The organism is Terrabacter sp. GCM10028922, assembly GCF_042666095.1.
Classification (GTDB): domain Bacteria; phylum Actinomycetota; class Actinomycetes; order Actinomycetales; family Dermatophilaceae; genus Terrabacter.
Genome location: NZ_JBHTFG010000032.1, coordinates 14234 through 40648 on the forward strand (window position 1 = coordinate 14234; position 26415 = coordinate 40648).

A 26415-nucleotide genomic window follows, 5' to 3' on the forward strand; every position below is an offset into this window, starting at 1 on the left:
ATTCGTCCGGAATGCAACGGTTCCGGCGTCGTGGTTGTCTTCCCCATCATGAAGTCGTTGACGCGCCGCGCCCCGCGCGGTCCCCTCCACCCGGTCCCTCCCGTTGTCGCACGCGCCGCCGTGGTCGCCGCCGCGGCCGTCCTCGCCACGAGCGGGTGCGGTCAGGCGTCGTCCCCGTCGGGCACCTCCACCCCGGCCGGCGACGCCAGCGCGAGCAGCGCCACGAGCAGCGCCACGAGCAGCGCCCCGGCGGTCGAGCAGACCGTCACCTCCGCCGGCGTGCGCCTCGAGGCGTCGATGGCCGTCGGGCTGCCGCAGCACCCGGCTGGCAACGGCATCCGCCGGATGCCGGGCCTCGTCGTCGAGTACACGCTGACCAACATCGGGGCCAGACCGCTGGTGGCCCACGACGTCGTGCCGGAGGACCTCGGCAGCGCCACCGTGCCTCAGGACGTCAACCCCGAGCACGCCTGGGTCTATGTCGAGTCCGGCGTCCTGCGTCTCAGCAAGCAGGGCTTCGCACCGGCTCGGGGTGTCCGTTTCGCTGCAGCGCCGGTGACCGGTGCCCGTGCGCTCGACGCGGGGTCGAGCCTCACCGGCCGGGCGTATGCCGTGTCGCCGCCGACGCTCGACGTGCCCGGCGACTCGTTCGAGGCCCCGCGTGCCGCGGTGGACGCAGGAGTCAAGCAGTGGCAGTTCTGCGTGCAGGTCGGCGAGCGCACCGGACCGCTACGCGCCGCCCCCGTGGGTGGCGACGTGCTGCAGGCACCGACTGCCGCGCCGACGGGTGGAGACCTGGTCTGCACGGAGCCGGGGACGATCCCCGTGGCCTGAGACCCGGCACCTCCGCACCGGCCTCACTGGCCTCACTGGCCCGGGTCGAGGCGCGCGACCGCGGCCCTGCTGCTCGCGAGGTGCTGGGCGAAGACCGCCGCCGCCCGGTCGGCGTCACGCGAGCGCAGGGCCTCGACGATCGACCGGTGCTCGGCCACCATGGCTGCCGGCTCGGTGTGCTGGTTGAGCAGCCAGGCCATGCGGCCCGCGACGGGCTCGATGATCGAGCTGAGCACGCGGCTGCGGGCGAGGTCGACGAGGGCGGTGTGGAACTCGGCGTTGGCCCGGACCGCCTCGCTGTGCCGCCCGGCGCGGTCGTGGGCGTCCGCGCTCGCGACGAGCCCGTCGAGGGTCGCGAGCCCGGTGTCGTCGAGGACGTCGACGAGGCGCCGCGACAGCACGGCCTCGAGCGACTCGCGCACGGCGAAGAGCATCTCGACGTCGTCCGAGTCGAGCCGTCGCACGACCATGCCGCGGGTCGCGCGCTCCTCGAGGAAGCCCTCGCGCTCCAGCATGCGCAGCGCCTCACGCACGGGCACGCGTGACACACCGAGCTGGTCGGCGACCTGACGCTCGACGACCCGGCTGCCGGGTGCGAGGTCGCCGGAGACGATGCGCTCGCGCAGGGTGTGCGTGACGGAGTCGCGCAACGAGCCGACATGTTCCTCACCAGTAGGCATTGACCCCTCCCTTCAATTTGGTATACCAAGTTGGTATACCAAATCTGGCTCAGGCCGAGCCTAACCCAGGAGGACCCCCCATGTGCCTGCACGACCACGACGCCACGCCGACCCTGCCGCCGTCGGCGCTCTCCCGCCGCAACGTCCTCGCCGGGGCGGCCGTGCTCGCCGGCGTCACGGCGAGCGGAGTCGCCATGGCGGGCGCGGCCCACGCCGCTGACGACGGTGCCTCGGGGCAGGCCGGCTCGGTCCGGCCGAGCACGGCCGCCCCCCTCGTCATCGAGGGCGGGTCCGTCGTCGACCCCCTGACCGGTCACGTCGTCGAGGACGGCGTCGTCGTCCTCCGCGACGGTCGCGTCCTGGCCGTTGGCTCACGCGACACGACTCGGTACGCGGTGGCCTCCGTCGGTGCGGCCGCGCGCCGCATCGACGCGTCAGGCCGCTGGGTCGTGCCCGGCCTCGTCGACGTCCACGTGCACGCCAACGCGCTCGCCGACGCCCGCGCGATCGTCCGTGCGGGTGCCACGTCGGTGCGCAGCGGGTCGTCGACGTTCTACCAGGACGTCGCGATGCGCTCCCTGCCCGGCTGGGCGCCCGGGCTCGCGCCGCGGATGCGTGCCGCCGGCCTCTTCGTCTCGCCGCAGCTCGGCGACTCGGTGCTCGCCGACCCCGACCTCGCCCCTCTCGCGGCCCTGCCCGGAGGCGTGACGTCGACGACCGACATCGCCCATGTCACCAAGGTCAACGTCTCCCGCGGCGTCGACGTCGTGAAGACGCGCGCCAACCCGCGCGCCGGTCTCGCCGAGCAGGACCCGACGGAGCTCGTGTACGACCGCGAGCAGCTGTCGGCAGTCGTGCGCGCCGCGAGCGGGCGACCCGTCCTCTGCCACGCGTACAGCGAGGAGGGCATCGACGGCGCCGTGCGAGCCGGGGTCCGCAGCATCGAGCACGGTGTCTTCGTCGGGGACGCGACGATCTCGGAGATGGCCCGCCGCGACACCCACTTCACGCCGACCCTTGCCGCGATCACCGGCATGATCGGCTCCAGCAACCCGGTGCTCGACGCCCGCGGTCGCGAGTACGCCCCGATCCTCATGGCGGCCGTGCGCGAGGCCCACGAGCGCGGCGTGACCATCGTCGCCGGCACCGACTCGTTCGGCACCGACGTCGACCCGATCGGCTCGGAGGTGCGCCTGCTCGTCGAGGCCGGCCTCAGCCACCTCGAGGCGCTCCGCGCGGCGACGACGTATGCCGCTCGCCTCCTCGGCTGGTCCCGCGAGGCCGGGCGGCTGGTGGCGGGCGCCTTCGCCGACGTCGTCGTCGTCGACGCGAACCCGCTCGAGGTCGCCGACGCGCTGGAGCAGGTGCGCGTCGTCATCGCCCAGGGAGCAGTCGTGCGCGAGGCCTGACCCGCCGCGCGCGTTGCTCGACGCGGCTGGCTCAGATGATGTCCGGGTCGCCGTCCGCGGCGAGCTGCTTGCCGGCGCGCTGCCACTCGAGCATCCCGCCCTCGACGTTCGCGACGTCGTAGCCCTGGTGCACGAGCCACTGCACGGCGCGGGCCGAGCGCCCGCCCATCCGGCACACGACCGCGACCGTGTCGTCGGTCTCGGGCAGCTCGTCGAGACGCGACGGCAGCTCGCCCAGCGGGATGTGGATGGCGTTGGGCGCGTGGCCCGCAGCCCATTCGTCGGCCTCCCGGACGTCGACGAGGACGGCGTCGTCGGGCAGCTCTGACACGGTCGTCGTGGGGATGCTCATGCCCTCCATCTTGTCAGCCCACCTCGGTCGAGCCGCCACGGCATGGTTCTAGGGTGGCGGGGTGAAGATCCTGTCGATCCAGTCCCACGTCGCCTACGGTCACGCCGGCAACTCGGCCGCAGTCTTCCCGCTCCAGCGCCTCGGGCACGACGTGTACCCCGTGCTCACGGTGACCTTCTCCAACCACACCGGCTACGGCTCGACGCGCGGGCCGCTCATCGCGCCCGCCGACGTCGCGGCCGTCATCGACGGCGTGGAGGAGCGTGGCGTCTTCCCGGCCATCGACGCCGTCCTGTCGGGCTACCAGGGCGCCGAGGCCGTCGGCGAGGTCGTGCTCGACGCCGTCGCCAGGGTCAAGGAGGCCAACCGCGCGGCGGTCTACTGCTGCGACCCCGTCATGGGTGACGTGGGCCGTGGCTTCTTCGTCCGCGAGGGCATCCCGGAGTACCTGCGTGACCACGTCGTCCCGCAGGCTGACATCGTCACGCCGAACCAGTTCGAGCTGGCGTTCCTCGTCGGCCGAGAGGTGGCCACGCAGGCCGAGCTCGTCGCGGCGGCTCGCGAGCTGCTCTCCCGGGGTCCGAGCGTCGTGCTCGTCACGAGTGCCCTGACCGCCGACACGCCGCAGGGCTCGATCCAGATGGTCTGCGTCACGGCCGACGACGCCTGGGTCGTGACGACCCCGCTGCTGCCCATGACAGTGCGCGGAGGCGGTGACGTGACCGCTGCGGTCTTCCTCGCGCACTACCTCACCGACGGTCCGCAGGTGGCGCTGAGCCGGACGGCCGCCACCATGTACGCCGTGCTGGAGCGCACGCACGCGAACGGGGCCGAGGAGATGCGGCTCGTCGCCGAGCAGGACGCGATCGCGAGCCCCGACGAGGTTTTCGAAATCTCGTCGATCACTTGACCGTTTCTCGGGCCGGAGCGTTATAGTCGCAAGGCGCCGTTCCGCATGACCACCCCTGACCGTGCGGAACGGCGCTTTTTCATGTCCACTTTCAATGGAATTCGCCTCAAATGACTGGGGATTCGGTCGAGCGTCTGAGGTGGGCTCTTCCATCGGTCCCCTGCAGGCGACGCGCCGATGGCGCCCTATGTGGATGTCTCAGGTTTCCGGTAGAGACACGTATACCCTCCGAGCGTGGACCCGATCACGAATCCGTACGCGCCGGGCGCGGGCCAGCGCCCACCTGAGCTCGCCGGTCGCGACGAGCAGCTGCGCACCTTCGACGTCGTGCTCGAACGCATCGCGCGCGGCCGCGCCGAGCGCTCGATCGTCCTCACCGGGCTGCGCGGCGTCGGCAAGACCGTCCTGCTCAACGCCCTGCGCAGCTCCGCGGTGCGGGCCGACTGGGGCACCGGCAAGTTCGAGGCGCGCCCGGACCAGCGCCTCCGGCGTCCGCTCGCCGCCGCAGCCCACCAGGCCGTGCGCGAGCTCGGCCACCCCCGCGCAGACGACGTCGACCAGGTGCTCGGCATCATCAAGTCCTTCGCCCTGCGCGACGCGCCCTCCGGCGCGAAGCTGCGCGACAAGTGGCAGCCGGGCATCGACGTGCCGGCCGTGTCGGGTCGCGCCGACTCGGGCGACATCGAGATCGACCTCGTCGAGCTCTTCACCGACATCGGCGGCCTCGCGGCCGACGTCGGCAAGGGTGTCGCCTTCTTCATCGACGAGATGCAGGACCTCGACCCGGAGGACGTCTCGGCCCTCTGCGCGGCGTGTCACGAGATCTCCCAGTCGGGCCTGCCGGTCATCGTCGTCGGCGCCGGTCTGCCGCACCTGCCTGCCGTCCTGTCAGCCTCGAAGTCCTACTCCGAGAGGCTCTTTCGCTACTCCCGCATCGACCGGCTGCCACGCGAGGCCGCCGACCAGGCCCTCGTCGGCCCTGCCTCGGAGGAGGAGTGCGAGTTCACTCCCGAGGCCCTCGACGAGATGTATGCCGTCACCGCGGGATACCCCTACTTCATCCAGGCGTACGGCAAGGTCGTCTGGGACGTCGCCCCCACGTCACCCGTCACGGCCCAGGACATCCGGGTCGCCGTGCCCGAGGCGGAGTCGGAGCTCGCTGTCGGCTTCTTCGGCTCGCGCTTCGAGCGGGCGACGCCGGCCGAGCGGGAGTACCTCCGCGCGATGGCCGACGCTGCTCTCGTGAGCTCCCAAGAGGAACAAGGGGACTCGGCGGCTGAGGAGCGCGAGGCGGTCCCGACCTCAGCCGTGGCGGACGTCCTCGGGCGCAAGCCTCAGTCGCTCTCACCGGCGCGCGACGCGCTCATCAAGAAGGGGCTCATCTACTCCGGCGAGCGAGGGCTCATCGCCTTCACCGTGCCGCACTTCGGGCGCTACCTCCGCACCCAGTCCTGAGCCTCGGCGGGGTGACACGCGATGGGGAGTGCTCCCCATCGCCTGTCACCCCATGGACGCTGCTCGTGCCCTAGCGTGACGCGCCATGAAGAAGAAGACCTTTGCGCTGGTCGCAGCTGCAACCACTGTCGTCGGTGCGCTGTTGGCGCCCGTGCCGACCGCGCAGGCGGCCACGGCGAAGAACGGCGTCTGCGAGGCGGGCGAGTTCTGTCTCTACTACAACTCCGACAACCAGGGGTCGCTCGTCGACCTCGCCAACAGCCAGTCCGACTACGGGACGGGCGCAGGCTGTGTCGCGTTCGTCTCCGCCGGCAGCGGCAGCGGGCAGTGCGTCAAGAACAACGCGGCCTCCGTATGGAACCGGGAGGGCGCCGTCGCGACGGTGTTCTACCGGAGCGGCTGGTCCGGGGCCATCGACTCCATCGAGCCGGGCGTCAAGGCGAACCTGCGTCCGGAGCTGAAGAACGAGAACGCCGGCCACCTCGTCGGCGTCGCCACCAACGACGACTTCGAGTACGGCGTCTACCACTCGGGGTCCGCCCGGGTCACCGCGTGGTTCGACGGGTACCTGAACACCGCGGGTCGGCACGAGGGCATCGACGTCGCGTACCAGTCGGGCGCCGACGTCTACGCCGTGCTCGGTGGCACGGTGACCCGCGTGACCGAGGGGAGCGACGCGACCGACGCCCTGTCCACTCTCGCGGTCTACAACGCGACGTACGACAAGACCGTGGTCTATCTGCATCTCAATCCCCTGAGCTTCTCTGTGGGACAGGCGATCTCGCGGGGTCAGAAGATCGGCGACGAGGCGGCGCGCGGCGCCGCCGGCTCGCACACCCACGTCGAGATGCGGCCAGGGCGCCAGACGGCCGCAACGTTCAGCAGCGACACGACGCTCGTGAACCCCGTGCCCACCCAGTTCTGGATGGACCGCGGCTTCAACGCCTGCTGCCAGTGAGCGCGCCCCCGGTTCAGGCCCCGACGTACTCGGCGAGATGCTTCCCGGTCAGCGTCGCGCGGAGGGTGACGAGCTCGGCGGGCGTGCCCTCGAAGACCACCTTGCCGCCGTCGTGCCCGGCCCCGGGTCCGAGGTCGATGATCCAGTCGGCGTGCGCCATGACGGCCTGGTGGTGCTCGATGACGATGACCGACTTGCCCGAGTCGACGAGGCGGTCGAGCAGACCGAGGAGCTGCTCGACGTCGGCGAGGTGCAGGCCGCTGGTCGGCTCGTCGAGGACGTAGACGTCGCCCTTCTCGGCCATCTGGGTGGCCAGCTTGAGCCGCTGGCGCTCCCCTCCGGACAGTGTCGTCAGCGGTTGTCCCAGGCTGACGTACCCGAGCCCGACGTCGGCGAGTCGGCGCAGGATCGTGTGCGCGGCCGGCGTGGCCGCGTCACCGCCACCGAAGAACTCCTCGGCCTCGGTCACGGGCATCGCCAGCACCTCGGCGATGTTCCGGCCGCCGAACGTGTACTCCAGCACCGACGCCTGGAACCGCTGGCCCTCGCACTCCTCGCAGACGGACTCGACCGTCGCCATCACACCGAGCTCCGTGTAGATCACGCCGGCGCCGTTGCAGGCGGGGCAGGCACCCTCGGAGTTGGAGCTGAAGAGTGCCGGCTTCACGCCGTTGGCCTTCGCGAACGCCTTGCGGATCGGGTCGAGCAGTCCCGTGTACGTCGCAGGGTTGCTGCGCCGCGAACCGCGGATCGCAGCCTGGTCGATCACCACGACGCCGTCACGGCCGGCCACCGAGCCCTGGACGAGCGAGCTCTTGCCGGAGCCGGCGACCCCCGTGAGCACGCACAGCACGCCGAGCGGGAGGTCGACGTCCACGTCCCGGAGGTTGTGCGTCGACGCGCCGCGCACCTCCAGCGCACCGGAGGGCGAGCGAACCGATTCCTTGAGCCTGGCCCGGTCGTCGAGATGGCGACCGGTCGTGGTGTCACTCGCCCGCAGCCCGTCCACCGTGCCCTCGAAGCAGATGGTGCCGCCCCCCGTCCCGGCGCCGGGGCCGAGGTCGACGACGTGGTCGGCGATCGAGATGGTCTCGGGCTTGTGCTCCACGACGAGCACGGTGTTGCCCTTGTCCCGCAGCTGCAGCAGCAGCGCGTTCATCCGCTCGATGTCATGGGGGTGCATGCCGATCGTCGGCTCGTCGAAGACGTAGGTGACGTCGGTGAGCGAGGAGCCGAGGTGGCGGATCATCTTGGTGCGCTGGGCCTCTCCCCCGGAGAGCGTGCCCGACGGGCGGTCCAGCGAGAGGTAGCCCAACCCGATCTGCGCGAACGCGTCGAGGAGGTGCTGCAGGCCGGTGACGAGCGGAGCCACCGACGGTTCGTCGAGGCCGCGGACCCAGTCGGCCAGGTCGGTGATCTGCAGCGCGCAGAGATCCGCGATGTTCTTCCCGCGGATCTTGGAGGCCAGGACCTCCTTGGTGAGCCGGGTGCCGTCGCACTCGGGACAGGTCGTGAACGTCACCGCTCGCTCCACGAAGGCGCGGATGTGCGGCTGCATCGCGTCGACGTCCTTGGAGAGCATCGACTTCTGGATCTTCGGGATGATGCCCTCGTAGGTCAGGTTGATGCCCTCGACCTTGATCTTCGTGGGCTCCTTGTAGAGCAGGTCGTGCAGCTCCCTCTTGGTGTACTTGCTGATCGGCTTGTCCATGTCGAAGAAGCCGGAGCCGCTGAAGATGCGGCCGTACCAGCCCTCCATGCTGTAGCCGGGGATCGTGAGGGCTCCCTGGCTGAGCGCGAGGCTGTCGTCGTACAGCGCGGACAGGTCGAAGTCGGTGACCGCGCCCATGCCCTCGCAGCGCGGGCACATTCCGCCCAGGTAGACGGCGTCACGCACCACGCTCTTCTCGACGCGGCCGCCCTTGTCGGTGCTCATGACCCCGCTCGCCTTGCGCGTCGGGACGTTGAACGAGAAGGCCGTGGGCGGCCCCACGTGCGGCCTGCCCAGGCGGCTGAACAGGATCCGCAGCATCGCGTTGGCGTCGGTCACCGTGCCGACCGTCGAGCGGGGGTTCGCGCCCATGCGCTCCTGGTCGACGAGGATCGCGGTGGTCAGCCCTTCGAGCACGTCGACCTCGGGCCGCGCCAGCGTCGGCATGAAGCCCTGCAGAAAGGCGCTGTAGGTCTCGTTGATCATCCGCTGGGACTCGGCGGCGATCGTGTCGAACACCAGCGAGCTCTTGCCCGAGCCGGAGATGCCGGTGAACACCGTCAGCCGGCGCTTCGGGATCTCGACGCTGACGTCCTTGAGGTTGTTCACGCGAGCACCCTGCACGCGGATCAGGTCGTGGCTGTCGGCGACGTGCAGGGCAGCTGACGCCGTCTCGGTCCTCGGGGCCATGGTTCTCGTGTCTCCGTTCCTGGACATGGCACTCACGCTAGAGCGGCGGCGCCGTCGGGGCTTCTCCATTCCTGACGGGGTCCGGGCATGGCGAAAGGGCCGGGCCCCACCTGACCGCCAAGCCGTGAGGGAGGGGTGGAGTGGCAGTCATCCCGGCCCTTCCAGCGCGAACGCTACGGGATGCCCACGTCGCGCGGGGTCATAGGGTCCGACGAGTCGGGCGTTTCGCGTCATTCGACCTGATTCTCCCGCGAAGCCAGTTGCGAGCGGGCGCGTTGCGCAGCCATCCGCTTGTCGAACTCCTCGCGCCAGGTGCCGCTGACGGCGATGCCCTGGGCGAGGGCCTCCTCGGTGGCCAGCTCGACCGGGAAGCCGTAGGTGTCGTAGAGGATGAAGAGCTCGGCCCCGGTGACGCCGGTGTCGCGGTAGGTCTCGAGCTGACGCAGTCCCTTGCTCAGGGTCCGCCGAAACGCCCGTTCCCCCTTGGAGAGGACGGCCACGACGAAGTCGACATGCTCCTTCACCTCTGGATAGTGGACGTCGTAGATGCCGACGACCGTCGGGATGACCTGCGGGAGAAGGCTTTCCTCGAAGCCGAGCCCCAGCGCGAAGCGGACGGCACGCCGGATGAGCCGGCGCAGGACGTAGCCCTGCGCCTTGTTGCCGGGTCGCACGCCATCGACGGCGAGGAACGTCGCGCCCTTCAGGTGGTCGGCGATGACACGCATGGCCACCGTCTCGTCGTCGTAGCTGCGCCCTGACAGCTCCTCGAGCTTCTCGATGATCGGCCACAGCAGCCCGATCCGGAACACGTCGGGGGTGTCGAGTGCCGCCGCTGCGATCCGGGCGAGCCCACCGCCGTAGTCGACGTTGCGGCGCGGCAGCGGCTCGAAGCCGGTGACTGTGCGGCGGTACTCCATGAAGACGGAGTTGCCGAGCTCGATGAACCGCCCGCAGTCACAGTTCTGGTGGCAGTGCTCGCCGTAGGAGGGGTCGTGCTCGACGTGGGGAAAGAGGTAGAACACCTCGGTGTCGGGCCCGCCCGGCTCGCCGACGGGCATGTCGTCGGCACTGCCGCCCCGGCACCACCAGTTCTTCTTGCCGTAGAAGGCTATTCGGGCGCCACCGGTCCCGACAGTGGCTGCGTGCTCTTCAGTGTCGAGCTCGACCTGGCCGGCCGTGAGGCCCGCGCTCGTGAAGAGCCCGGCCCAGATCGCTGCCGACTCCTCGTCCCTGGGTATGCCGTTCGCCGCGTCCCCGATGAAGCACGAGACGTAGAGCCGGGCGGGGTCGAGCCCGACCCGCTCCGTGAGGAACGTCCAGAGCTGCGGGATCTGCTGCTCCTTGAAGTAGTGCCCGAGGCTCCAGCTGCCGAGCATCTCGAAGAAGGTCGTGTGACGGTTGTCGCCCACCTCCTCGATGTCCTGGACGCGCAGACAGGTCTGGCTGTCGGCGAGTCGCGCACCGGCCGGGTGCTCTGCGCCCAGGAGGTAGGGCAGCAGCGGCTGCATGCCGCTGCCGGTGAAGAGCGTGGTCGGGTCGTCCCGAGGCACGAGCGGCGCTCGCGGGATGACGACGTGCCCCTGCTCCCTCATGTACGTGAGGAAGGCGCTCCGGATCTCGTCCGCGTCCATCACCCGATTGGACACCGCGACCCCGACCCTGTCGAGGCATGCTCGGGGCATGGTCCCGATCGTGCTCGCCGCCGTCGCGCTCGTCGCGGGGGCCGCCTTCGTCCGCGCGTCGCGCACCGAGCCCCGGCGCTGGCGCAACGGCGTGCTGCTCCTCGTCGCGGTGTGGACCGGCCTGGCGGCCGTCGAGGTCCTCGTCGAGCCGGACCTCGTCGACCTCGCCGACGGGATGGTGGCCCTCGTCGTCGTCCCGTGGGCCCTGGCCGCGGTCCTCGGCCTGCTCTGCGTCGGCAACGGGCTGCGCGTGCTGACCCGCGAGGGGCGCGGTGTCGGTACCGTGATCTCGCTCGTGCTCGGCCTGGGCATGCTCGTTGCGACCGCGGTCGGGTTCGGGCTCGTCCGTGCCGGTGAGCCCGCCCTGTCGGTCGTGGGTCTCGTGGTGCTCCTGCTGCCCGGCTACCCGGCACTCGCCTTCCTCAGCTACCTCCTCTACTGCCTGCTGTACCGCCGGCACCGGCCACGCCGCGCGCCCGTCGCCATCATCGTGCTGGGCTCAGGGCTCGTGCAGGGCACCGTGCCACGCCTCCTCGCCCGCCGCCTCGACGCCGGCCTCACCGTATGGCGCGCCGAGCACTCACGGGGCCACTCGCCGCTCCTCGTCCCGAGTGGCGGCCAGGGCGCGGACGAGCCGGTGGCCGAGGGCGTGGCCATGACGGCATACCTCGTGGAGCGGGGGATGGCACCCGGCGACGTCCTGACCGAGGACCGCGCGAGGACGACCGAGGAGAACCTCCGGCTCGCCCGTGAGCTCCTCCGGGGGCGGGACGTCCCGGTCGACGGGCGGCACGTGCGCGTCGTGACGAGCGGCTACCACGTCGGCCGAGCGGCCCTCATCACCCGGCGGCTGGGCCTCGACGCGGACGTCACCGGCGCCTGGACCGCGTGGTACCTCGTGCCGAGCGCGTTCCTGCGTGAGTTCGTCGCGGCGGTGACGCTCCACCCGTGGACCGTCCTCGTCGGACTCGCGGCCTGGGTCGTGTGGACGGCCCTCGTCACGTATGCCGTGGTCGTGCGGTGACGGGCGCGAGGCCGGGCACGTCCGCTGAGCAGCCTTGACCGAAAAAACGCGCAACTCGGTCACACAACCCGGTTCCTGGGTCCACACTGGAAGAACGGAGCCAGGTCGCGTTCATGCACCGGCTCCCGGGGCCTTTGACCCCGACTCGGGGGAGAACCGAGGGCGTATGCCGCTGGGTGGGCTCCCGGCATACGCCCTCGGTTTCACCCCTGCAGGCCCGCCTCCACCGCCGCGATGATGCGCGGCCGCAGCTCGTGCGCACCGATGACGGCGTCGACCGAGCCGACCGACACGGCACGGTGGATGCTGTGCACGGCATCGAACTCGGAGGCCACCTGGCTCAGTTTCTCCGAGCGCACGGAGGTCCGCAGCTCGGCGAGCTCGGTCGCGAGCCGGGCCCGCTCGACGCCGGACGCCGCGGCGACCCGGCCCTCGAGCTCGGTGACGCGCGGGTCGGAGGCCGTCCGGGCGTCGACGTCGCGCGAGAACACGACGGCCGCGGCGGGGGCGCCGCCGAGCACGGACGCGAACGAGCCCTCGACGGCGAGCACGGTCAGGCGCGGGTTGAGCGTCTTGGAGAACACGACGAACGCACCGCCGTGGTACCGCGAGACCACCGTGAAGACGATCGGGCCGTCGAAGTTGACGATGGCCCGGCCGATCTCGGCGCCGTACTCAAGCTGGAGCGCGCGCATCGACTCGGGTGAGCCGTCGAAGCCCGACAGGTTTGCGAGCACCACGACCGGGCGGTTGCCGCTCGCCGCGTTGAGCGCGCGCGCCACCTTCTTGCTCGACCGCGGGAAGAGCGTGCCCGCCGTGTAGGTGTCGGGACCATCGGTGGGCGGGAAGCCGCGTCGCGGCACCGACTTGCTCTCAATGCCGATGAGGCACACCGGGATGCCGCCGAGGTGCGCGTCCTGGACGACGGCGGTCTCGGCGTCGGCCATGCCGGCCCACCGTTCGAGCGGCTCGTGGTCCTGGTCGCTCACCGCGCGCATCAGGGTGCGGATGTCGAACGGCTTCTTGCGGTCGGGGTTGGTCAGCGACGAGAAGATCTCGCCGACGGTCTTGAAGTCCGAACCGGCGGCGTCGTGCGGGTGCAGCGTCACGTCGCGGTGTGCCGGGTCGGTCGTCGGGGCCCGGCGCGGGCCGGTCTCGCCGGGGGCGACGTACGCGTGGTCGTAGTGCCGCATCAGGATCTCGCGGGCGCCCGCGAGATCCTTGGCCCAGTACTGGGCCTGGCCGTTGGGGCCCATGACGCGGTCGTAGCCGCCGATGCCGAAGTTGTCCTCGGCCGAGACGCCGCCGGAGAAGTCGAGCGACTGCTTGCCCGTCAGCACCATGGCGCTGTCGGGAGTCATGACGAGGATGCCCTTGGTGTGCATGAGCATCGTCGCCTCGGCGTTCCAGTAGGGCTGGGCGCCGACGTTGATCCCCGCGACGACGATGTTGATCTCGCCGCCGGCCTGGGTGAACTCGATGATCCGCTTGAGCGCCCGGGCGACCCAGTCCATGTTCTCGGTGCCGGAGTCCATCGAGATGCGCGCGCCTGCCGAGAGCGAGTACCACTCGAGCGGCACCTGCATCTGCTGCGCGAGGTCGATGGCCGCGATGACGCGGGCGCACTCGGCCTCCGCGACGGACCCGAGCGAGCGGAGCGGGTCGCCGGACAGCACGACGCGGGTCACTCCCTCGGGGTGGCGCTCGGTCGGGGTCGTGACGACCGCGACGATGATGCCGGCCTTGTTGAGCCCCTGCGGCCGGTCGACCGGCACGAGCACGCCCGTGTCGTCGAGGTCGTGCTCGACGACGGTGCCGCCGGTGCCCGCGATCATCGACTGGAGCTCGTAGGGGTACACGAGCCCGCGGCGGCGCGCGCGGACCACCTTCGACGCGTAGTCGTCGAGCGGCTTGAGCCGCTCGGTCGGTGGCGCGCCGACGGAGCCGACGACCCCCGAGCCGGGCTGGAAGTGGAAGCGCCCCGTGATCGCCATCGCCGCCTCACCGGGGGCGACCGCGACGTTGGCCTGCACGAGGACCTCCTCGATGCCGGCACCGGCCGTGACGGGGGCGATCTTGCTCTGCAGCGCCGTGAGCTGGCCGAGGTCGGCCTCGATGGTCGGCCAGATCTGGACCCACACGTGGTTCATGTCGAGCTTGGAGGCCTTCGTGCCGCGGCTCGCACGCACGCGGCGGATGGCCTCGAGGCAGTTGGCGATGGCGCGCTCGACGTGCGGCAGGCCCGACACCTGGCCCGACTCGTCGCGCACGACGACGATCTGGCGCACCTGGGCGAGCGCGACGAGGCGGTGGTCCTCGGGGTTGTCCTTGGCCACGCACTCGTAGAGCAGGACGTCCTCGGGGGCGTCGAGGCGGGTCACGTCGAACGACGTGAGGCGCCACAGGTTGAGGCGCCGGCCCACCATCGGGTGAACGCCGCGGACCAGTCGGTCCTCAACGAGCCGGCCCTCGACGGGGCGGAAGGTGAAGTAGCCGACCGGGCGGCCCTGCCCGGCACTGACGGCCACGGCCACGCGGCGTACGTCCTGGGTGAAGGGCAGCTGCTGCATCATCGCGACGAGCTGGTCGCTGGCGTCGTCGGGCGACTCCGGCTCCTGGCTCCAGCGCAGGTACAGGTCGACGACGGACTGGTGCTGCTCGGGCCGGGCCCAGACGTCGTTGGACACGGCCTCGTCGAGCGGGCTGCCCGGCGCGAGCTCGTCGACCGACCCGATCGTCGACGTGAGGTGGGTGGGACGGCCGTCCAGGGTGTAGTCGGCCGTCGCGAACGGACGGCCGCCCTCGGTGAAGGTGTGCAGGCCGTGCAGCTCGTGCTCGCGGTAGTGCCGCTTGATGAGGACCTCGAGCATCGGCTCGTGCTCGGGAAGCCGCTCGGGCGCCGCCTCGTGGAGCCGCTCGGCGAGGAACCGCACGATCTGCTCGGGGATCGCGGCGAGCTCGTCGACCCGCTCGGTGTGGTCGGGTGCATCGGGCTCGGCCGCGAGGGCCGCGAGCTGGTCGCGCACGCCGGCGAGCACGCTCTCGCGCTCCTCGTCGACGAGCGGCTGGTCGAACCAGCGGAAGCGGACGCTGCGGGCGAGGTCACCGATGACGGGGAACCGCAGCTGCGTGGCGACGACGAGGCGGTCGAGGGCCTCGCGGGCAGCGGTGTCGAGCGGCGGCGCGGGGATCGGCTCGGCGAGCCACCTCTGCAGGAGCGAGGTCGCGAGCTGCACCTCGGGCGCCGAGCGCTGCTGTGCCAGGAAGATCCGGAAGACGGCCTCCTCCAGGTCGGGCGTGCGCTCGAAGTCGGTGACGCCGTAGTGGCGCAGCACCCGGGCGAGCTTGTCGCGGAAGTCCGCCGACAGCCCCGCGCGCTCGACGTCGAGGCTCTGGAGGTAGGAGTGGAAGTGCTCACGCGGGCTGTGCACGAGCAGCTCGGTGTGGCGCTCCTCGGCGGCCGGGCGGTTGCGGCTCAGCTCGGCGAAGTCGGTGAGCAGGTCGAGGATCTCGATCTCCTCGGCGAGCGGGATGGTGCCCTCGGAGGCCAGCGCGTCGCGGGCGTCGAGGTAGCTGCCGAGCACCCGCCGGTCGCCTCTCGGGTCGCCGTCGAAGCCGAGGACGCTCGCCGACAGGTCCGCGATGCCGCGGTCGACGCGTTCGCGCACCGTCGCGCTCCCGGCGCTCGAGTCGGGCAGGTCGAGGTCGACGCCCTCGGTCGCAGCCGTGTCGGCGACCTCGGCCTCGTCGCCCGTCGGCTCGAGGCGGACGAGCGGCGCACCGGTCTCGACCTGGCTGCCGACGGCGACGAGCAGCTCGCGCACGCGTGCCGAGAACGGCGCCGGCAGGACGGTCTCCATCTTCATCGACTCGAGCACGAGGACGGGGGCACCGGCGGCGACCTCGGCGCCGACCTCGACCGGCGTCGCGACGACGAGCGCGGGCGCGGGCGAGCGGACGACGCCGCCCTCGTCGCGCGTCACGCGGTGCGTCACGCCGTCGACCTCGACGAGGTGTACGGGGCCGTGCGTGGCGGTGATGAGTCGGTGGGGGCGTCCCTCGACGACGATGCGGCCGGCATACTCGTCGACGCGGTCGAGCGTGGCGTCGACGACGTGCTCGTCGCCGCCGTTGGTGATCGTCGCGCGATAGCGGTGCGAGGCGGTGCGCAGCACCAGCACCTTGTAGGCCGTGCCGCGCAGCTTGAGGTCGATGGCGCGACCCACGGCGTGCTGGACCTGCGGACGGCCGCCGCGGGCGGACTCGAGCAGGCGCGCGCGCTCGATGGCCTCGGCGTCCTCATAGGCCTCGATGCCGGCGGCGACGAGCGCGACGCCCGAGTGGCGGTGCGACACGAGGCGGCCCTCGGCGCGGACGCGGTCGATCCAGCCGGTGTCGGCCGAGCCGTCGATGACCTCGGGCTGGTCGAGCAGGTCGAGGATGAACGACTTGTTCGTCGAGCCCCCGTCGATGACGACGGTCGTCTCGGCCAGGGCGCGGCGCAGGCGGGCGAGGGCCTCGTCGCGGTCGCGGCCGTGGGCGATGATCTTGGCGATCATCGAGTCGAAGTCGGCGGGGATCGAGTCGCCCTCGCCCACGCCGGTGTCGACGCGGATGCCCGGCCCGGCAGGGAACTGCAGAAGGCTGATGCGCCCGGGGGACGGGGCGAAGTCGCGGTCGGGGTCCTCGGCGTTGAGGCGCGCCTCGACGGCGTGGCCGCGCTGCGTGGGACGGCCGCCGTCGAGGTTGTCGAGCCGCCCGCCGTTCGCGACGTGGATCTGGAGCTTGACGAGGTCGGTGTCGGTGACGACCTCGGTGATCGGGTGCTCGACCTGCAGACGCGTGTTGACCTCGAGGAACGCGAAGAAGCGCTCGCCCGGGTGGTAGAGGAACTCGACCGTGCCCGCGCCGGCATAGCCGACGGCGACGGCGAGGCGCTCGGCGCTCGTCTTGACCTCGTCGGCCTGCTCGGCGGTGAGGACCGGTGACGCGGACTCCTCGATGACCTTCTGGTTGCGCCGCTGCACGGAGCAGTCGCGCACGCCGATGGCCCAGGCGGTGCCCTGGCCGTCGGCGATGACCTGGACCTCGATGTGGCGCGCGCCGGTGACGAGCTTCTCGAGGAAGACGACACCGGAGCCGAACGCGCGCTGGGCCTCGTCACGCGTGCGCTCGTAGGCGTCCGTGAGGTCGGCGTCCGAGTCGACGCGGCGGATGCCGCGCCCGCCACCACCGGCTGTGGCCTTGAGCATGAGCGGGTAGCCGATCCGTGCCGCGGCCGCCTTGGCGTCCTCGAGGGTGTCGACGCCGCCGCGGCTCCACGGGGCGACGGGCACGCCGACCTCCTCGGCGATGAGCTTGCTGCCGATCTTGTCGCCCAGCTTGCGCATGGCCTCCGGGCTCGGGCCGATGAACGTGACACCGATGCGTTCGCACAGCTCGGCGAACGCCGGGTCCTCGGCGACGAAGCCCCAGCCGACCCACGCCGCGTCCGCCTGCGTCTCGCGTAGCGCCTGCTCGAGGACGGCGAGGTCGAGGTAGGGGCGTGCCGACGCCGGCCCGAGGTCGTACGCGTGGTCGCTCTCCCGGACGAACATGGCCCGCCGCTCGCCCTCGGTGTGGAGCGCGATCGTCTCGATGCGGTGGCCTCCGGGTCCGGTGCCGGCGTTGAGGTCACGTACGGCGTGGATGAGGCGCATGGCGGCCTCGCCGCGGTTGACGATCGCGATCCGCGAGATCATCGAGCAGGTCTCCTTGGTCGTCCCGCCGCCCGGTGGGGCGCATGGCGCTCGTCACGCCACACCCGCAGCCTTCCACTCATCGGTGGCGACCCGCGAGTAGACATCCGTCCGATTGGCCCCGAGTGCTCCTCGGGCCGCCTCGAGGTGCTCGGACCGCACCGCGATTTCCCGCTCCATGTGCGGGCCGGCGCGGTGGTCCGCTACGTCACTGTTGCGCCCGGCGGAGCAGTGACGTGGCCGAGGACCACGATGCCGGTCGGGCCCGCGGTCTTCCGCGTGCCGGGGCGCTGAGCAGCCCGTCGCCAGTTCACGCGTCAGGCTCGTGGGCGGTGACGATGTCGTTGGCTGCCGCCCACGCCGCGATGTCGCGCTTCTCGATGGCCGTGGCCATGAGGTCGGGGAACCGGTCTGGCGTGCACGCGAACGCCGGCACCCCGACCGCCGCCAGCGCAGCCGCGTGGTTCGCGTCGAAGCTCGGACGCCCCGAGTCGCTGAGGGCGAGCAGGGCGACCATCGTGGCCCCGGACGCGACGATCGACGAGGCCCGCCGCACCATCTCCTCGGCGATGCCGCCCTCGTAGAGGTCGCTGATGAGCACGAGGATCGTCTCGCCCGGCTGCTCGATCAGTCCCTCGCAGTAGGCGAGCGCCTGGTTGATGTCCGTGCCGCCGCCGAGCTGCACCGCGAAGAGCACGTCGACGGGGTCGTCGAGCTGGTCGGTGAGGTCCACGACGGCGGTGTCGAAGACGACGAGCCTCGTCTCGACGGACCGCAGCGACGCGAGCACCGCACCGAACACGCTCGAGTAGACGATCGACTCGGCCATCGAGCCCGACTGGTCGATGCAGAGGACGATCCGCCGTTCGACGCGGTTCGCGCGTCGCGCGTAGCCGACGAGGCGCTCGGGCACGACCGTGCGGTGCTCCGGCTGGTAGTGCTTGAGGTTGGCCGCCACGGTGCGGTTCCAGTCGATGTCCGAGTGCCGCGGCCGGCGGGTCCGGGCGGCCCGGTTGAGGGCCCCCGTCACGGCCTGCACCGTCTCGGACCGCAGCCGCTCCTCCAGCTCGTCGGTGACGACCCGCACCACGGCGCGGGCCGTCGCTCGTGACCGCTCCGGGATGACGCGGCCGAGACCGACCAACGTCGTGACGAGGTTGATGTCGGGCTGCACGGCCTCCATGAGCTCGGGCTCGAGTAGCAGCTGCGTCAGCCCGAGCCGGTCCATCGCGTCGGCCTGCATGACCTGGACGACGGACGACGGGAAGTAGCCACGGATGTCGCCGAGCCACCGAGCGACCTTGGGTGCCGACGCACCGAGCCCGCTCCGGCGCTCTCCGTCGTAGAGGTCGCGCAGCGTCTCGTCGCGCTTGAGGTCGTCGGCGTCGAGCGCCGCCGCCTCGCCGATGCCGTCCGACTGCTCGCCGCCCAGGACGAGCCGCCACCGGGTGAGCCGGTCGCGTGCCGTCGGGGCAGCACCGATGTCCCCGTATGCCGTGTGGTCCGTCACGAGGCCACCTCCAGTCCCAGCAGTCGGGCCACTGCGGCTATGGCCGGTGCGGCGCGGTCGAGGTCGAGCGAGTCCGCCGCCGTGGCTGTCGGCCGCGTGCCCGATCCGAGCTCGCGCAGGTGCTGCCCGATGAGGCGACGCTCGGCCGGCTGGTAACGCGAGAAGGTGCGCCGGACCAGCGGCAGGAGGTCCTCGAAGGACTCCTCTGACGCCTCGACGAGCCACTCGTCGATGATCGGGAGCAGGTCGTCGCCGTGGACGAGCAGCAGGGCCTCACCGGTGAGGAAGCCGTCGAGCCACGCCGCTGCCGCAGGGCCACCGGTTCCGGGCGACAGCCGTCGGCTGAGCCTCGCGGCCGCCTCGTCCTGGTCGTGCGGGCCGCCGTCGAGCAGCAGCCGGGTGACCCGGCCGGACACCGCGCCGTGGATGCCCTCGTCGCGACCGACGGCGACGAGCGCCTCGTGCCACGGGTCGCGCAGGTCGTCGCGGTCGACGAGCGCGACACCGCGGTGTGCCGCCTCGATGGCCGTGCGCATCGCGGCCGCACTGTCGTCGTCGAGGCTCGAGCACGCGGCCCGCAGGCCGACAGCCGCCCGCACGACCACGGTCTGGAGCACGTGCGTCACGTCCGCGACGTCGACACCGCGCACGTCGCCGTAGCGGCACGTCCGCGCCAGCGGCTCCACGGTCCCGAGAAGGGCCTGTGTGTCGTGCTGCTTCGCCGTCCGGTCGGCCAGCGCCGCGACGACGGCCCGGAGCCCGTCGGGCAGGTCGGCGAGCAGGCACTGCTCGATGAGGGTGCCGAGCACCCCGAGGTCCGCAGCCTCCTCGGACTCCTCGGCCACCTTCGCCTCGGCCGCGCTGCGCACCGTCGTGCCGTAGAGGCTCGCCTCGATGACCGCGACCGCGAGCTCGGGCGTCCACTCGAGCTCCCAGGCCTCCTTGAAGGTGCCCAAGGAGCGACCGGCCTCCACCTGCGTGCCCCACGGCACGTCGAGGAGCGCCAGCCGGTGCAGGAGCACCGACCGCGCGAGCTGCGACTCGCGGCGCAGGTCGAGCTGCACGACGGTCGAGGTGGCAGAGGCCTTGAGTCGCAACGACTTCTGCTGCTTCGCGAGGTCGCTGGCCAGGGGCACCATGGGCGTGGACTCGGGGACGCGCCCGAGCTCCTCGCCGATGACGAGCGTCCGGTCGATGAGCCGGAGCGGCAGGTCGGTGCCCTCCGCGAGCACGGCGCGGGCGGCATCCGTGAGCTCGCTGAGGCCGACCGACGGACGGCCACGTACGGCGGCGAGGGCGCCCGCCAGCCGGGTTGCCTCGACGGCGGATGCCGTTGACGCGTCGAGGTTCTCGTCGCGCAGTGCCCGGGCCACCCTGACGAACCACGAGGGAACGACCTCGTCGTCGGGTGTGACGAAGAGGTGCTGGTACCACCCCGGCGAGCGGACTCCGGCGCCGTACCCACTCGCGTACGACAGCCGCTCGGAGCTCCACGGGGCCCACGTCGCGGCCACCTTGATCCTCGGCAGCTTGCTGAGGAGGGCGTTGTCACGGCTCACGGGCGGGAAGGAGGCCGGGTCGAGCACGGGCGCGTGGTAGGCGCCGCACACCACCGCGATCCGTTCCCGACCGTTGCGCATCTCAGCCCGGATCACCTTGCGCATGAAGGCTTCTCGGCGTCCGTCGTCGTCCACCTCGAGGCTGCCTCGGACGCCCTCCATGGCCTCCCGCAGGTGGGCGAAGTGCGTGAGCGACGACGTGCGCCGGTGCTCGACGGCGTCCTCCCACCAGCGCTCCGGGTCGTCGTAGCCGGCTGCCGTGGCCAGGGCGGTGATCGGGTCCGGTCGTCGGGATGCCCGCCCGGCCTGTCTTCCCGCGTCGTCGCGACTCGCGTCGTCGGTGTCGGGACCGGCGAGGTAGTGCGTCGCAGGCAGGTCGGCGAAGCGCACGTCGACCCCGTGGGCAATCGCCCACTGCAGCGCCACCCACTCCGGCGAGAACACCGCGAACGGGTAGAAGGCCGAACGCTTCGGCTCGTCGACGGCATACACGAGCCCTGCCACGGGAGGGACGAGGTCGGGGTCCGCTGCCAGCGGAATGAGCGCGTCGAGCTCGGGCGGACCCTCGATGACGACGACGTGGGGCTGCAGCTCGTCGAGCGCCAGCGCGACGGACCGCGCGGAGCCGGGACCGTGGTGGCGGACCCCGAGGACCTCCACCTGCGGTGTCACCGACGTCGCAGCGGTCACGGGTCAGCCCAGCTCGCGGCAGGCGCGGTAGAGGTCGGTCCACTCGGTGCGGTCCTTGACGACCGTCTCGAGGTACTCCTGCCAGATGATCCGGTCCTGGACGGGGTCCTTGACGACGGCGCCGACGAGCCCGGCCGCGACGTCGTCGGCGCGCACGACGCCGTCGCCGAAGTGGGCCGCGAGCGAGAGCCCGTTCGTCATGACCGAGATCGCCTCGGCCGTCGACAGGGTGGCCGAGGGCGACTTGATCGTCGTGCGCTGGTCGGCCGTGACACCTGACCGCAGCTCGCGGAAGACGGTGACGACCCGCTCGATCTCGGCGAGCGACTCGAGCCCCGCCGGCAGCTCCAGCGACCGTCCGAGCGAGCCGACGCGCGTCCGGACGATCTCGACCTCCTGCGCGAGCGTGTCGGGCAGCGGCAGCACGACCGTGTTGAACCGTCGTTTGAGGGCCGACGACAGGTCGTTGACGCCCTTGTCGCGGTTGTTGGCCGTTGCGATGACGTTGAACCCCTGGATCGCCTGCACCTGCTCGTCGAGCTCGGGCACCGGCAGGGTCTTCTCCGACAGGATCGTGATGAGCGCGTCCTGCACGTCGGCCGGGATGCGGGTCAGCTCCTCGATGCGCACGAGGGCCCCGGTCTCCATGGCTCGCATGACCGGGCTCGGCACCAGAGCGGCACGCGTCGGCCCCTCGGCGAGCAGCCGCGCGTAGTTCCAGCCGTAGCGCAGCGACTCCTCGGGGGTGCCGGCCGTGCCCTGGACGACGAGCTTCGACGACCCGCTGATCGCCGCGGCGAGGTGCTCGCCCACCCACGTCTTCGCCGTGCCCGGTACGCCCAGCAGCAGGAGCGCCCGGTCGGTCGCGAGCGATGCGACCGCGACCTCCATGAGCCGGCGCGACCCGAGGTACTTCGGCGTGATCTCCGTGCCGTCGTCGAGCATGCCGCCGAGGAGGTACGTCGTGACCGCCCACGGTGACAGCCGCCACCGCGGCGGGCGCGGACGGTCGTCCGAGGCCGCCAGCGCGGCGAGCTCGGCGGCATACGCGTCCTCGGCGTGGGCCCGCAGAATCGTGGTGGAAGAAGGGGATTCGCTCATCTGAAGGCCTCGGTGATCGATCGCTTGACGGAGTGGAACTGCAACAGGTTGCGCAGGTTGTTGGTCAGGGTCTGGTCGGCGCCGCCGGACTCGATCCAGCGCTCGAGGGCGTCGAGGGCTGCAGGGTGCAGGCCCGCGACGAGGTGCGGCATGGTCGCGAGGACCATGGCCGACCCGACCTTGGACGCGCGCAGCCGCGACACGAGGGCGACGCTGAAGTCGGCCGACCACGGAGGGTCGACCGAGCCGACGACCGCGGCCACCTCGTGCACCCGGTCCGTCGTGGCGTCGACCCGCGTCAGCGCGACCCGTTCGCGGCTCTCCCGGGGAAGGGATGGCACGAGGGTCACGTCCCAGGCCCGCTCGAGCAGCGCCGCCGCCCACCGCGCGTCACGCCGCGCCCGCACGGCCCGGCGTACGCCGCCCAGCGCGTCCTGCTGCTGGGCGTCCCAGAGCCGCTTGACCGTCGTCGAAGGGTCGGTGCCGGCCAGCTCTGACCAGACCTCGAGCGGTGCTCCGGCGCAGATCTGCTCGAGCCACCAGCCGCGCGCGGAGCGGCGCGGCGGCGGCTTGCCCAGCCCGTCACGCACCGCCGCAGGGTCGGGCTCGTCGGGAAGGATGATGTCGAGCCCGCGACCGAGCAGCCCGGTGCGCCGCACGAGCGGGCGCAGCCGCTCGGCCATGCGCGCCGCCCGGGCCGATCCGGGCAGCGCGTCGAGCAGCTCGGCCGCGACCTCGCGCACCGTGCCGGCCCGGTCGTCGAGGGCGCGCTCGAGCAGTGGCTCGTCGTGGGGTCCGAGCCCGACGCGGAGCGTCTCGAGGTGCGCCCGGCGGTCGCGCGCCGAGTCCGACTCCCACGTGGCGACGACGAGTGCCCGCGCGGTCGCCGGGTCGTGCGCCCGCATCGTGCCGAGGACCGCGACCCGGTCGGTGGAGGGCAGACGCGCCCACTCGTCCGTCGAGGGCGCTGCACCCGCGACCCGCGAGGCGGTGCGCGCCTCGGCGCCGGCGGCCGCGTCGGCAACCCACTGCCACTCCTCGCGCAGGGCCGCCAGCCAGCGCCCGCGCTCGCCCAGCACCGCGGCTGCCGGCCGGCGCAGCTCGCGCGTGCCGGTGGCGAGCCCGAGCAGGGTCGGGAGCAGCACGTGCGGCACGCGTCGGCCGGCGTCGTCGGCGGTGCGGAGCCAGTGGGTGAGCAGGCTCGCGCGCTGTTGGGCCCCGGCCGGGGGCTGGGTCATGACGAGCTCGAGCAGCTGCACCGCCCGCCGGGGCGCTTCGGGCCTGCGCTCTGTGGGCGCCTCGTCGGGCGGCTCCGCGTGGTCGAGCCGTCGCCCGGCGCGCAGCGCCGCACCACCGAGGGCGGCGGCGTCGAGCAGGGCCTCCTCCCGTGGCGTCGCCCCCTCGCGTGGGCGCACCCCCGCCGCCCCGAGGTCGGCCAGCGGCGGCACGGGCCGGCGGGCCGTGCCGACGAGCGCGGCGTTGCCGACCTCGCGCCACCAGCTGTCGACGTCGGTCACAGGCCCACCACCTCTCCGTCGACGACGACGGTCAGAGGGCGCAGCCTCGACTCCTCGAGCTCGCCGAACACCTGCGTCGGCCCGCCGCCCGTGAGGGCGAGCAGTGACCACACGTCGGCGTCCTCGGCCAGGGCGACGCTGGCGCCTTCGGCGTCGACGACGCGGTCGAGCCCGACCCGCACGTCGTCGAGGACGACCGGCACGCGCCGCGCCCAGGGGTTGAGGCCCCAGGCCCGGGCCGCCACGGACCGCGCGGACTCGAGGGTCGAGCCGGACGGCATACGCCCGCGCTCGTCGGCGACCGAGGGCTCGTCCACGAACAGCGCGCGCCGCACCGCCGCGCCCGGGTAGCGCGCGAGCGTCGCGTCGAGGCTCGACCCGACCACCCGCGCGACGGGCAGCACCTGCCCGCCCGCGGCGAAGTCGAGCACCTGCACCGTCTCACCGGTCGCGGCCCCGCGCAGCCAGGTGCGCTGCTGCTGGAGGCGTCCGTCATCGGTGCGGTGCGCGCCGAGGACGAGCCAGCGGTCCGTCACGGCGTCGCGGCGGCGCACCGACTCGGTGCTCGTCGACCAGCCGAGATAGGCCCGGAGGTCACCCATCTGGTGCTCGTCGAGCGACTCACGGGCGGCCCACGCACGCGTCGCGGTCCACCAGCGGCCGAGTGCGACGAGGAGCCGCTCGGCCCAGTCGGCCCGGCCGCTCACCGCACCGCCGACCGAGCGGACGTCGTCGGCGAGCCCCGGCAGCTGCGCGTCGACGAGCCGGGCGGCCGTGCCGTCCCACCAGGCGTACGACTGCTGCCGCGCGGATGCCGTGCCGCTGCGCACGAGGTCGGTGAGCCAGCGCGCGAAGTCGTCCATGCCCCCGTCCATGAGCGCGAGCCGCTCCTCGAGGCGTCGTGCCGCGGCAGCGGGGTCGGGCGTACGCGTGGGACGGGCAGCCTCGCCCGCCACCCGGGCCTCGGCGCGGGCCGAGCGCTCGGCCGCCCACTCCTGCGCGAAGCCGGCCGCTTCGGCCGTGTCGGCCACGGAGCCGGCGCCGTCGACCCACAGGAGCAGCAGCGCGAGGCCGTGTTTGCACGGGAACTTGCGGCTCGGGCACGAGCAGCGGAACGCCGGTCCCGTGAGGTCGATGCTCACCTGGTAGGGCGCCTTGCCCGAGCCCTGGCACTTGCCCCAGAGCAGCGTGTCCGTCGACCCGGTGTCTGACCACGGGCCCGGCCGCGCCAGCCTGCGCGCAGCCGTCAGTGACGCGGCGTCGGGGGCCAAGCCGGCGACCTGGGCTGGAGTCCATCGGGTCATGACTGGCACATCATGACCGACTCCTCCCACAGTCGGGGGCGATGTCACGACCTAGCCTCGAAGGGCCAACCCACGTCGGTGAGCGCGACGAGGCTCAGGTCTGCCGGTGGGCAGCACCGCGAGCCCGACGACGAGCGCGCCGAGCGCGAGCGCGACGACGGCCCCCACCACGCCGACCCAGCCCGGTCCCGACCACGCGTAGCCCAGCACCCAGCCGACGAGGGCCGAGCCGCTGTAGTACGCGACGTTGTAGAGGGCCGTCGCCTGCGCCCGGCCGGTCGTCGCCCGAGCTCCCACCCATGCCGACGCCGTCGCGTGCGCGGCGAAGAAGCCGGCGGTGAGCACGAGCAACCCCGCCACGACGAGCACGAGGGCGCTCGACAGGGTCAACAGCGTGCCGGCCACCATCGCCGCCGTGCCCGCGACGAGCACCCGTCGACGCCCGAGACGCGGCACCCAGCGGCCGGTCAGGCGGGAGCTGACGGTCCCGGCGGCATACGCGGCGAAGATGAGCGACCCGACCGTTGCGGGGAGCGCGAAGCCCGGCCCCTCGAGCCGGAAGGCGAGATAGTTGTACACCGCGACGAAGCCGCCCATCAGCAGGGCGCCCTGGGCGTACAGGGCCACCAGCCCCGGGTCGCGCAGGCTCGCCCGGATGCCGTCGACGACCGTCCGCGCCGACGCTGCGGTCGGTCGGTAGCCCCGCGCGCGCGGCATGAGCCGCAGGAAGACGACCGAGGCGACGCCGCACACGACCGCCACGGTGAGCAGGGCCGGGCGCCAGCCGAACAGCCCGGCGAGGGGGCCCGCGATCAGGCGCCCGGCCGCCCCGCCGATGGTCGTTCCGGAGATGTACGCCGCCGCGGCCGCCGCGGTGTGCCGGTGGTGCACCTCCTCGTGCAGGTAGGTGACCGCGAGCGCGGGGAGGCCCCCGAGGGCCATCCCCTCGACGAGGCGCAGGGCCAGGAGAACCTCGATGCCCGGGGCGAGGGCCACGAGGACCCCCAGCACCGTCGAGGCGACGACGGCGACCTGCATCGCCCGGAGCCGTCCGACACGGTCGGCGACCCACGACCACGGGAGCACCGCGAGGGCCACGCCCAGCGTCGCGAGCGAGACGGAGAGCGCGGCGTCCGCGGGGCTCACGTGCAGGCCCCGAGCCAGGGTCGGCAGCAGCCCCTGCGGGGAGTAGAGCTGCGCGAACGTCGCGATCCCGGCGGCGCCGAGGCCGACGAGGATGCGTCGGTACTCCCGGCTCGCGGGGAGGTGGCCGTCCCAGGTCATGACG

17 protein-coding genes are annotated in these 26415 nt (G+C 72.4%); 6 read left to right on the top strand and 11 right to left on the bottom strand.

The annotated features are described in order from the left end of the window. Positions 1-30: 30 nt before the first annotated feature. Positions 31-834 (top strand): hypothetical protein, encoded by an 804-nt coding sequence (locus ACFQU3_RS20475; RefSeq protein WP_385913213.1) that lies wholly within the window; start codon positions 31-33, stop codon positions 832-834. Positions 835-866: 32 nt separating this feature from the next. Here ACFQU3_RS20475 and ACFQU3_RS20480 read toward each other — a convergent pair whose 3' ends face one another. Further along, positions 867-1514 carry a GntR family transcriptional regulator gene (locus ACFQU3_RS20480; protein WP_385913215.1) on the bottom strand — a complete coding sequence of 216 codons (648 nt, stop codon included), beginning with the start codon at positions 1512-1514 and terminating at the stop codon, positions 867-869. A gap of 80 nt (positions 1515-1594) precedes the next feature. Between ACFQU3_RS20480 and ACFQU3_RS20485 the strand changes: the two genes are divergently transcribed. Then, positions 1595-2923 (top strand): amidohydrolase family protein, encoded by a 1329-nt coding sequence (locus tag ACFQU3_RS20485; protein WP_385913217.1) that lies wholly within the window; start codon positions 1595-1597, stop codon positions 2921-2923. Positions 2924-2954: 31 nt separating this feature from the next. Here ACFQU3_RS20485 and ACFQU3_RS20490 read toward each other — a convergent pair whose 3' ends face one another. Then, positions 2955-3284, bottom strand: coding sequence for a rhodanese-like domain-containing protein (locus tag ACFQU3_RS20490; protein WP_385913952.1), 330 nt, complete (start codon positions 3282-3284; stop codon positions 2955-2957). Between the two features lie 52 nt (positions 3285-3336). Between ACFQU3_RS20490 and pdxY the strand changes: the two genes are divergently transcribed. The 3 genes from pdxY (at position 3337) to ACFQU3_RS20505 (ending at position 6598) form a co-directional block, all read left to right on the top strand. Then, complete coding sequence (gene pdxY / locus ACFQU3_RS20495; RefSeq protein WP_385913219.1) at positions 3337-4185, top strand: pyridoxal kinase PdxY; 849 nt, start codon at positions 3337-3339, stop codon at positions 4183-4185. Positions 4186-4419: 234 nt separating this feature from the next. Then, entirely contained in the window at positions 4420-5640 is a 1221-nt protein-coding gene (locus ACFQU3_RS20500; RefSeq protein ID WP_385913221.1) for an ATP-binding protein, read from the top strand. 85 nt (positions 5641-5725) lie between these two features. Then, the gene (locus ACFQU3_RS20505; RefSeq protein ID WP_385913223.1) at positions 5726-6598 is read left to right on the top strand and encodes a peptidoglycan DD-metalloendopeptidase family protein; all 873 of its coding nucleotides are present in this window, start codon (positions 5726-5728) and stop codon (positions 6596-6598) included. A gap of 13 nt (positions 6599-6611) precedes the next feature. Here the strand turns inward: ACFQU3_RS20505 and ACFQU3_RS20510 are convergent, their stop codons facing one another. Together ACFQU3_RS20510 and ACFQU3_RS20515 are read right to left on the bottom strand one after the other, a co-directional pair. Next, a complete protein-coding gene (locus ACFQU3_RS20510) occupies positions 6612-9026 on the bottom strand; it encodes an ATP-binding cassette domain-containing protein (RefSeq protein WP_385913225.1) in 2415 nt (804 codons plus the stop codon). A 203-nt stretch (positions 9027-9229) separates the two neighbouring features. Beyond that, the gene (locus ACFQU3_RS20515; protein WP_385913227.1) at positions 9230-10633 is read right to left on the bottom strand and encodes an alanine--tRNA ligase-related protein; all 1404 of its coding nucleotides are present in this window, start codon (positions 10631-10633) and stop codon (positions 9230-9232) included. Positions 10634-10682: 49 nt separating this feature from the next. Here ACFQU3_RS20515 and ACFQU3_RS20520 point away from each other — a divergent pair, with 49 nt between their 5' ends. Then, positions 10683-11708 (top strand): YdcF family protein, encoded by a 1026-nt coding sequence (locus ACFQU3_RS20520; RefSeq protein ID WP_385913229.1) that lies wholly within the window; start codon positions 10683-10685, stop codon positions 11706-11708. A gap of 203 nt (positions 11709-11911) precedes the next feature. On the opposite strand, the gene ACFQU3_RS20525 is transcribed toward ACFQU3_RS20520, so the two are convergent. The 7 genes from ACFQU3_RS20525 to ACFQU3_RS20555 all read right to left on the bottom strand — a co-directional run bounded on the left by ACFQU3_RS20525 (position 11912) and on the right by ACFQU3_RS20555 (position 26411). Next, positions 11912-17449, bottom strand: a complete 5538-nt coding sequence (locus ACFQU3_RS20525; RefSeq protein WP_385913231.1) for a carboxyl transferase domain-containing protein — start codon at positions 17447-17449, stop codon at positions 11912-11914. A 307-nt stretch (positions 17450-17756) separates the two neighbouring features. Beyond that, on the bottom strand, positions 17757-18956 hold the full coding sequence (locus ACFQU3_RS20530; RefSeq protein ID WP_385913235.1) for a VWA domain-containing protein: 1200 nt from the start codon (positions 18954-18956) through the stop codon (positions 17757-17759). Beyond that, positions 18953-21205, bottom strand: coding sequence for a DUF5682 family protein (locus tag ACFQU3_RS20535; RefSeq protein ID WP_385913237.1), 2253 nt, complete (start codon positions 21203-21205; stop codon positions 18953-18955). The genes ACFQU3_RS20530 and ACFQU3_RS20535 overlap by 4 nt, the downstream gene beginning before the upstream one ends. Before the next feature lie 3 nt (positions 21206-21208). Beyond that, positions 21209-22306 (bottom strand): AAA family ATPase, encoded by a 1098-nt coding sequence (locus ACFQU3_RS20540; protein WP_385913239.1) that lies wholly within the window; start codon positions 22304-22306, stop codon positions 21209-21211. After that, positions 22303-23823 (bottom strand): DUF5691 domain-containing protein, encoded by a 1521-nt coding sequence (locus ACFQU3_RS20545; RefSeq protein ID WP_385913241.1) that lies wholly within the window; start codon positions 23821-23823, stop codon positions 22303-22305. Before ACFQU3_RS20545 ends, ACFQU3_RS20540 begins: the two co-directional genes overlap by 4 nt. Next, positions 23820-25127 (bottom strand): SWIM zinc finger domain-containing protein, encoded by a 1308-nt coding sequence (locus tag ACFQU3_RS20550; protein ID WP_385913243.1) that lies wholly within the window; start codon positions 25125-25127, stop codon positions 23820-23822. Before ACFQU3_RS20550 ends, ACFQU3_RS20545 begins: the two co-directional genes overlap by 4 nt. A gap of 51 nt (positions 25128-25178) precedes the next feature. After that, the gene (locus ACFQU3_RS20555) at positions 25179-26411 is read right to left on the bottom strand and encodes an MFS transporter (RefSeq protein WP_385913245.1); all 1233 of its coding nucleotides are present in this window, start codon (positions 26409-26411) and stop codon (positions 25179-25181) included. Between the last annotated feature and the right edge of the window lie 4 nt (positions 26412-26415).

Bases quoted from the DNA above. Each gene is read 5' to 3' on its own strand.
- ACFQU3_RS20480 (WP_385913215.1), bottom strand. From the start codon at position 1,514: ATGCCTACTGGTGAGGAACATGTCGGCTCGTTGCGCGACTCCGTCACG.
- ACFQU3_RS20485 (WP_385913217.1), top strand. From the start codon at position 1,595: ATGTGCCTGCACGACCACGACGCCACGCCGACCCTGCCGCCGTCGGCG.
- ACFQU3_RS20490 (WP_385913952.1), bottom strand. From the start codon at position 3,284: ATGGAGGGCATGAGCATCCCCACGACGACCGTGTCAGAGCTGCCCGAC.
- ACFQU3_RS20505 (WP_385913223.1), top strand. From the start codon at position 5,726: ATGAAGAAGAAGACCTTTGCGCTGGTCGCAGCTGCAACCACTGTCGTC.
- ACFQU3_RS20510 (WP_385913225.1), bottom strand. From the start codon at position 9,026: ATGTCCAGGAACGGAGACACGAGAACCATGGCCCCGAGGACCGAGACG.
- ACFQU3_RS20515 (WP_385913227.1), bottom strand. From the start codon at position 10,633: ATGGACGCGGACGAGATCCGGAGCGCCTTCCTCACGTACATGAGGGAG.
- ACFQU3_RS20520 (WP_385913229.1), top strand. From the start codon at position 10,683: ATGGTCCCGATCGTGCTCGCCGCCGTCGCGCTCGTCGCGGGGGCCGCC.
- ACFQU3_RS20525 (WP_385913231.1), bottom strand. From the start codon at position 17,449: ATGATCTCGCGGATCGCGATCGTCAACCGCGGCGAGGCCGCCATGCGC.
- ACFQU3_RS20540 (WP_385913239.1), bottom strand. From the start codon at position 22,306: ATGAGCGAATCCCCTTCTTCCACCACGATTCTGCGGGCCCACGCCGAG.
- ACFQU3_RS20550 (WP_385913243.1), bottom strand. From the start codon at position 25,127: ATGACCCGATGGACTCCAGCCCAGGTCGCCGGCTTGGCCCCCGACGCC.
- ACFQU3_RS20555 (WP_385913245.1), bottom strand. From the start codon at position 26,411: ATGACCTGGGACGGCCACCTCCCCGCGAGCCGGGAGTACCGACGCATC.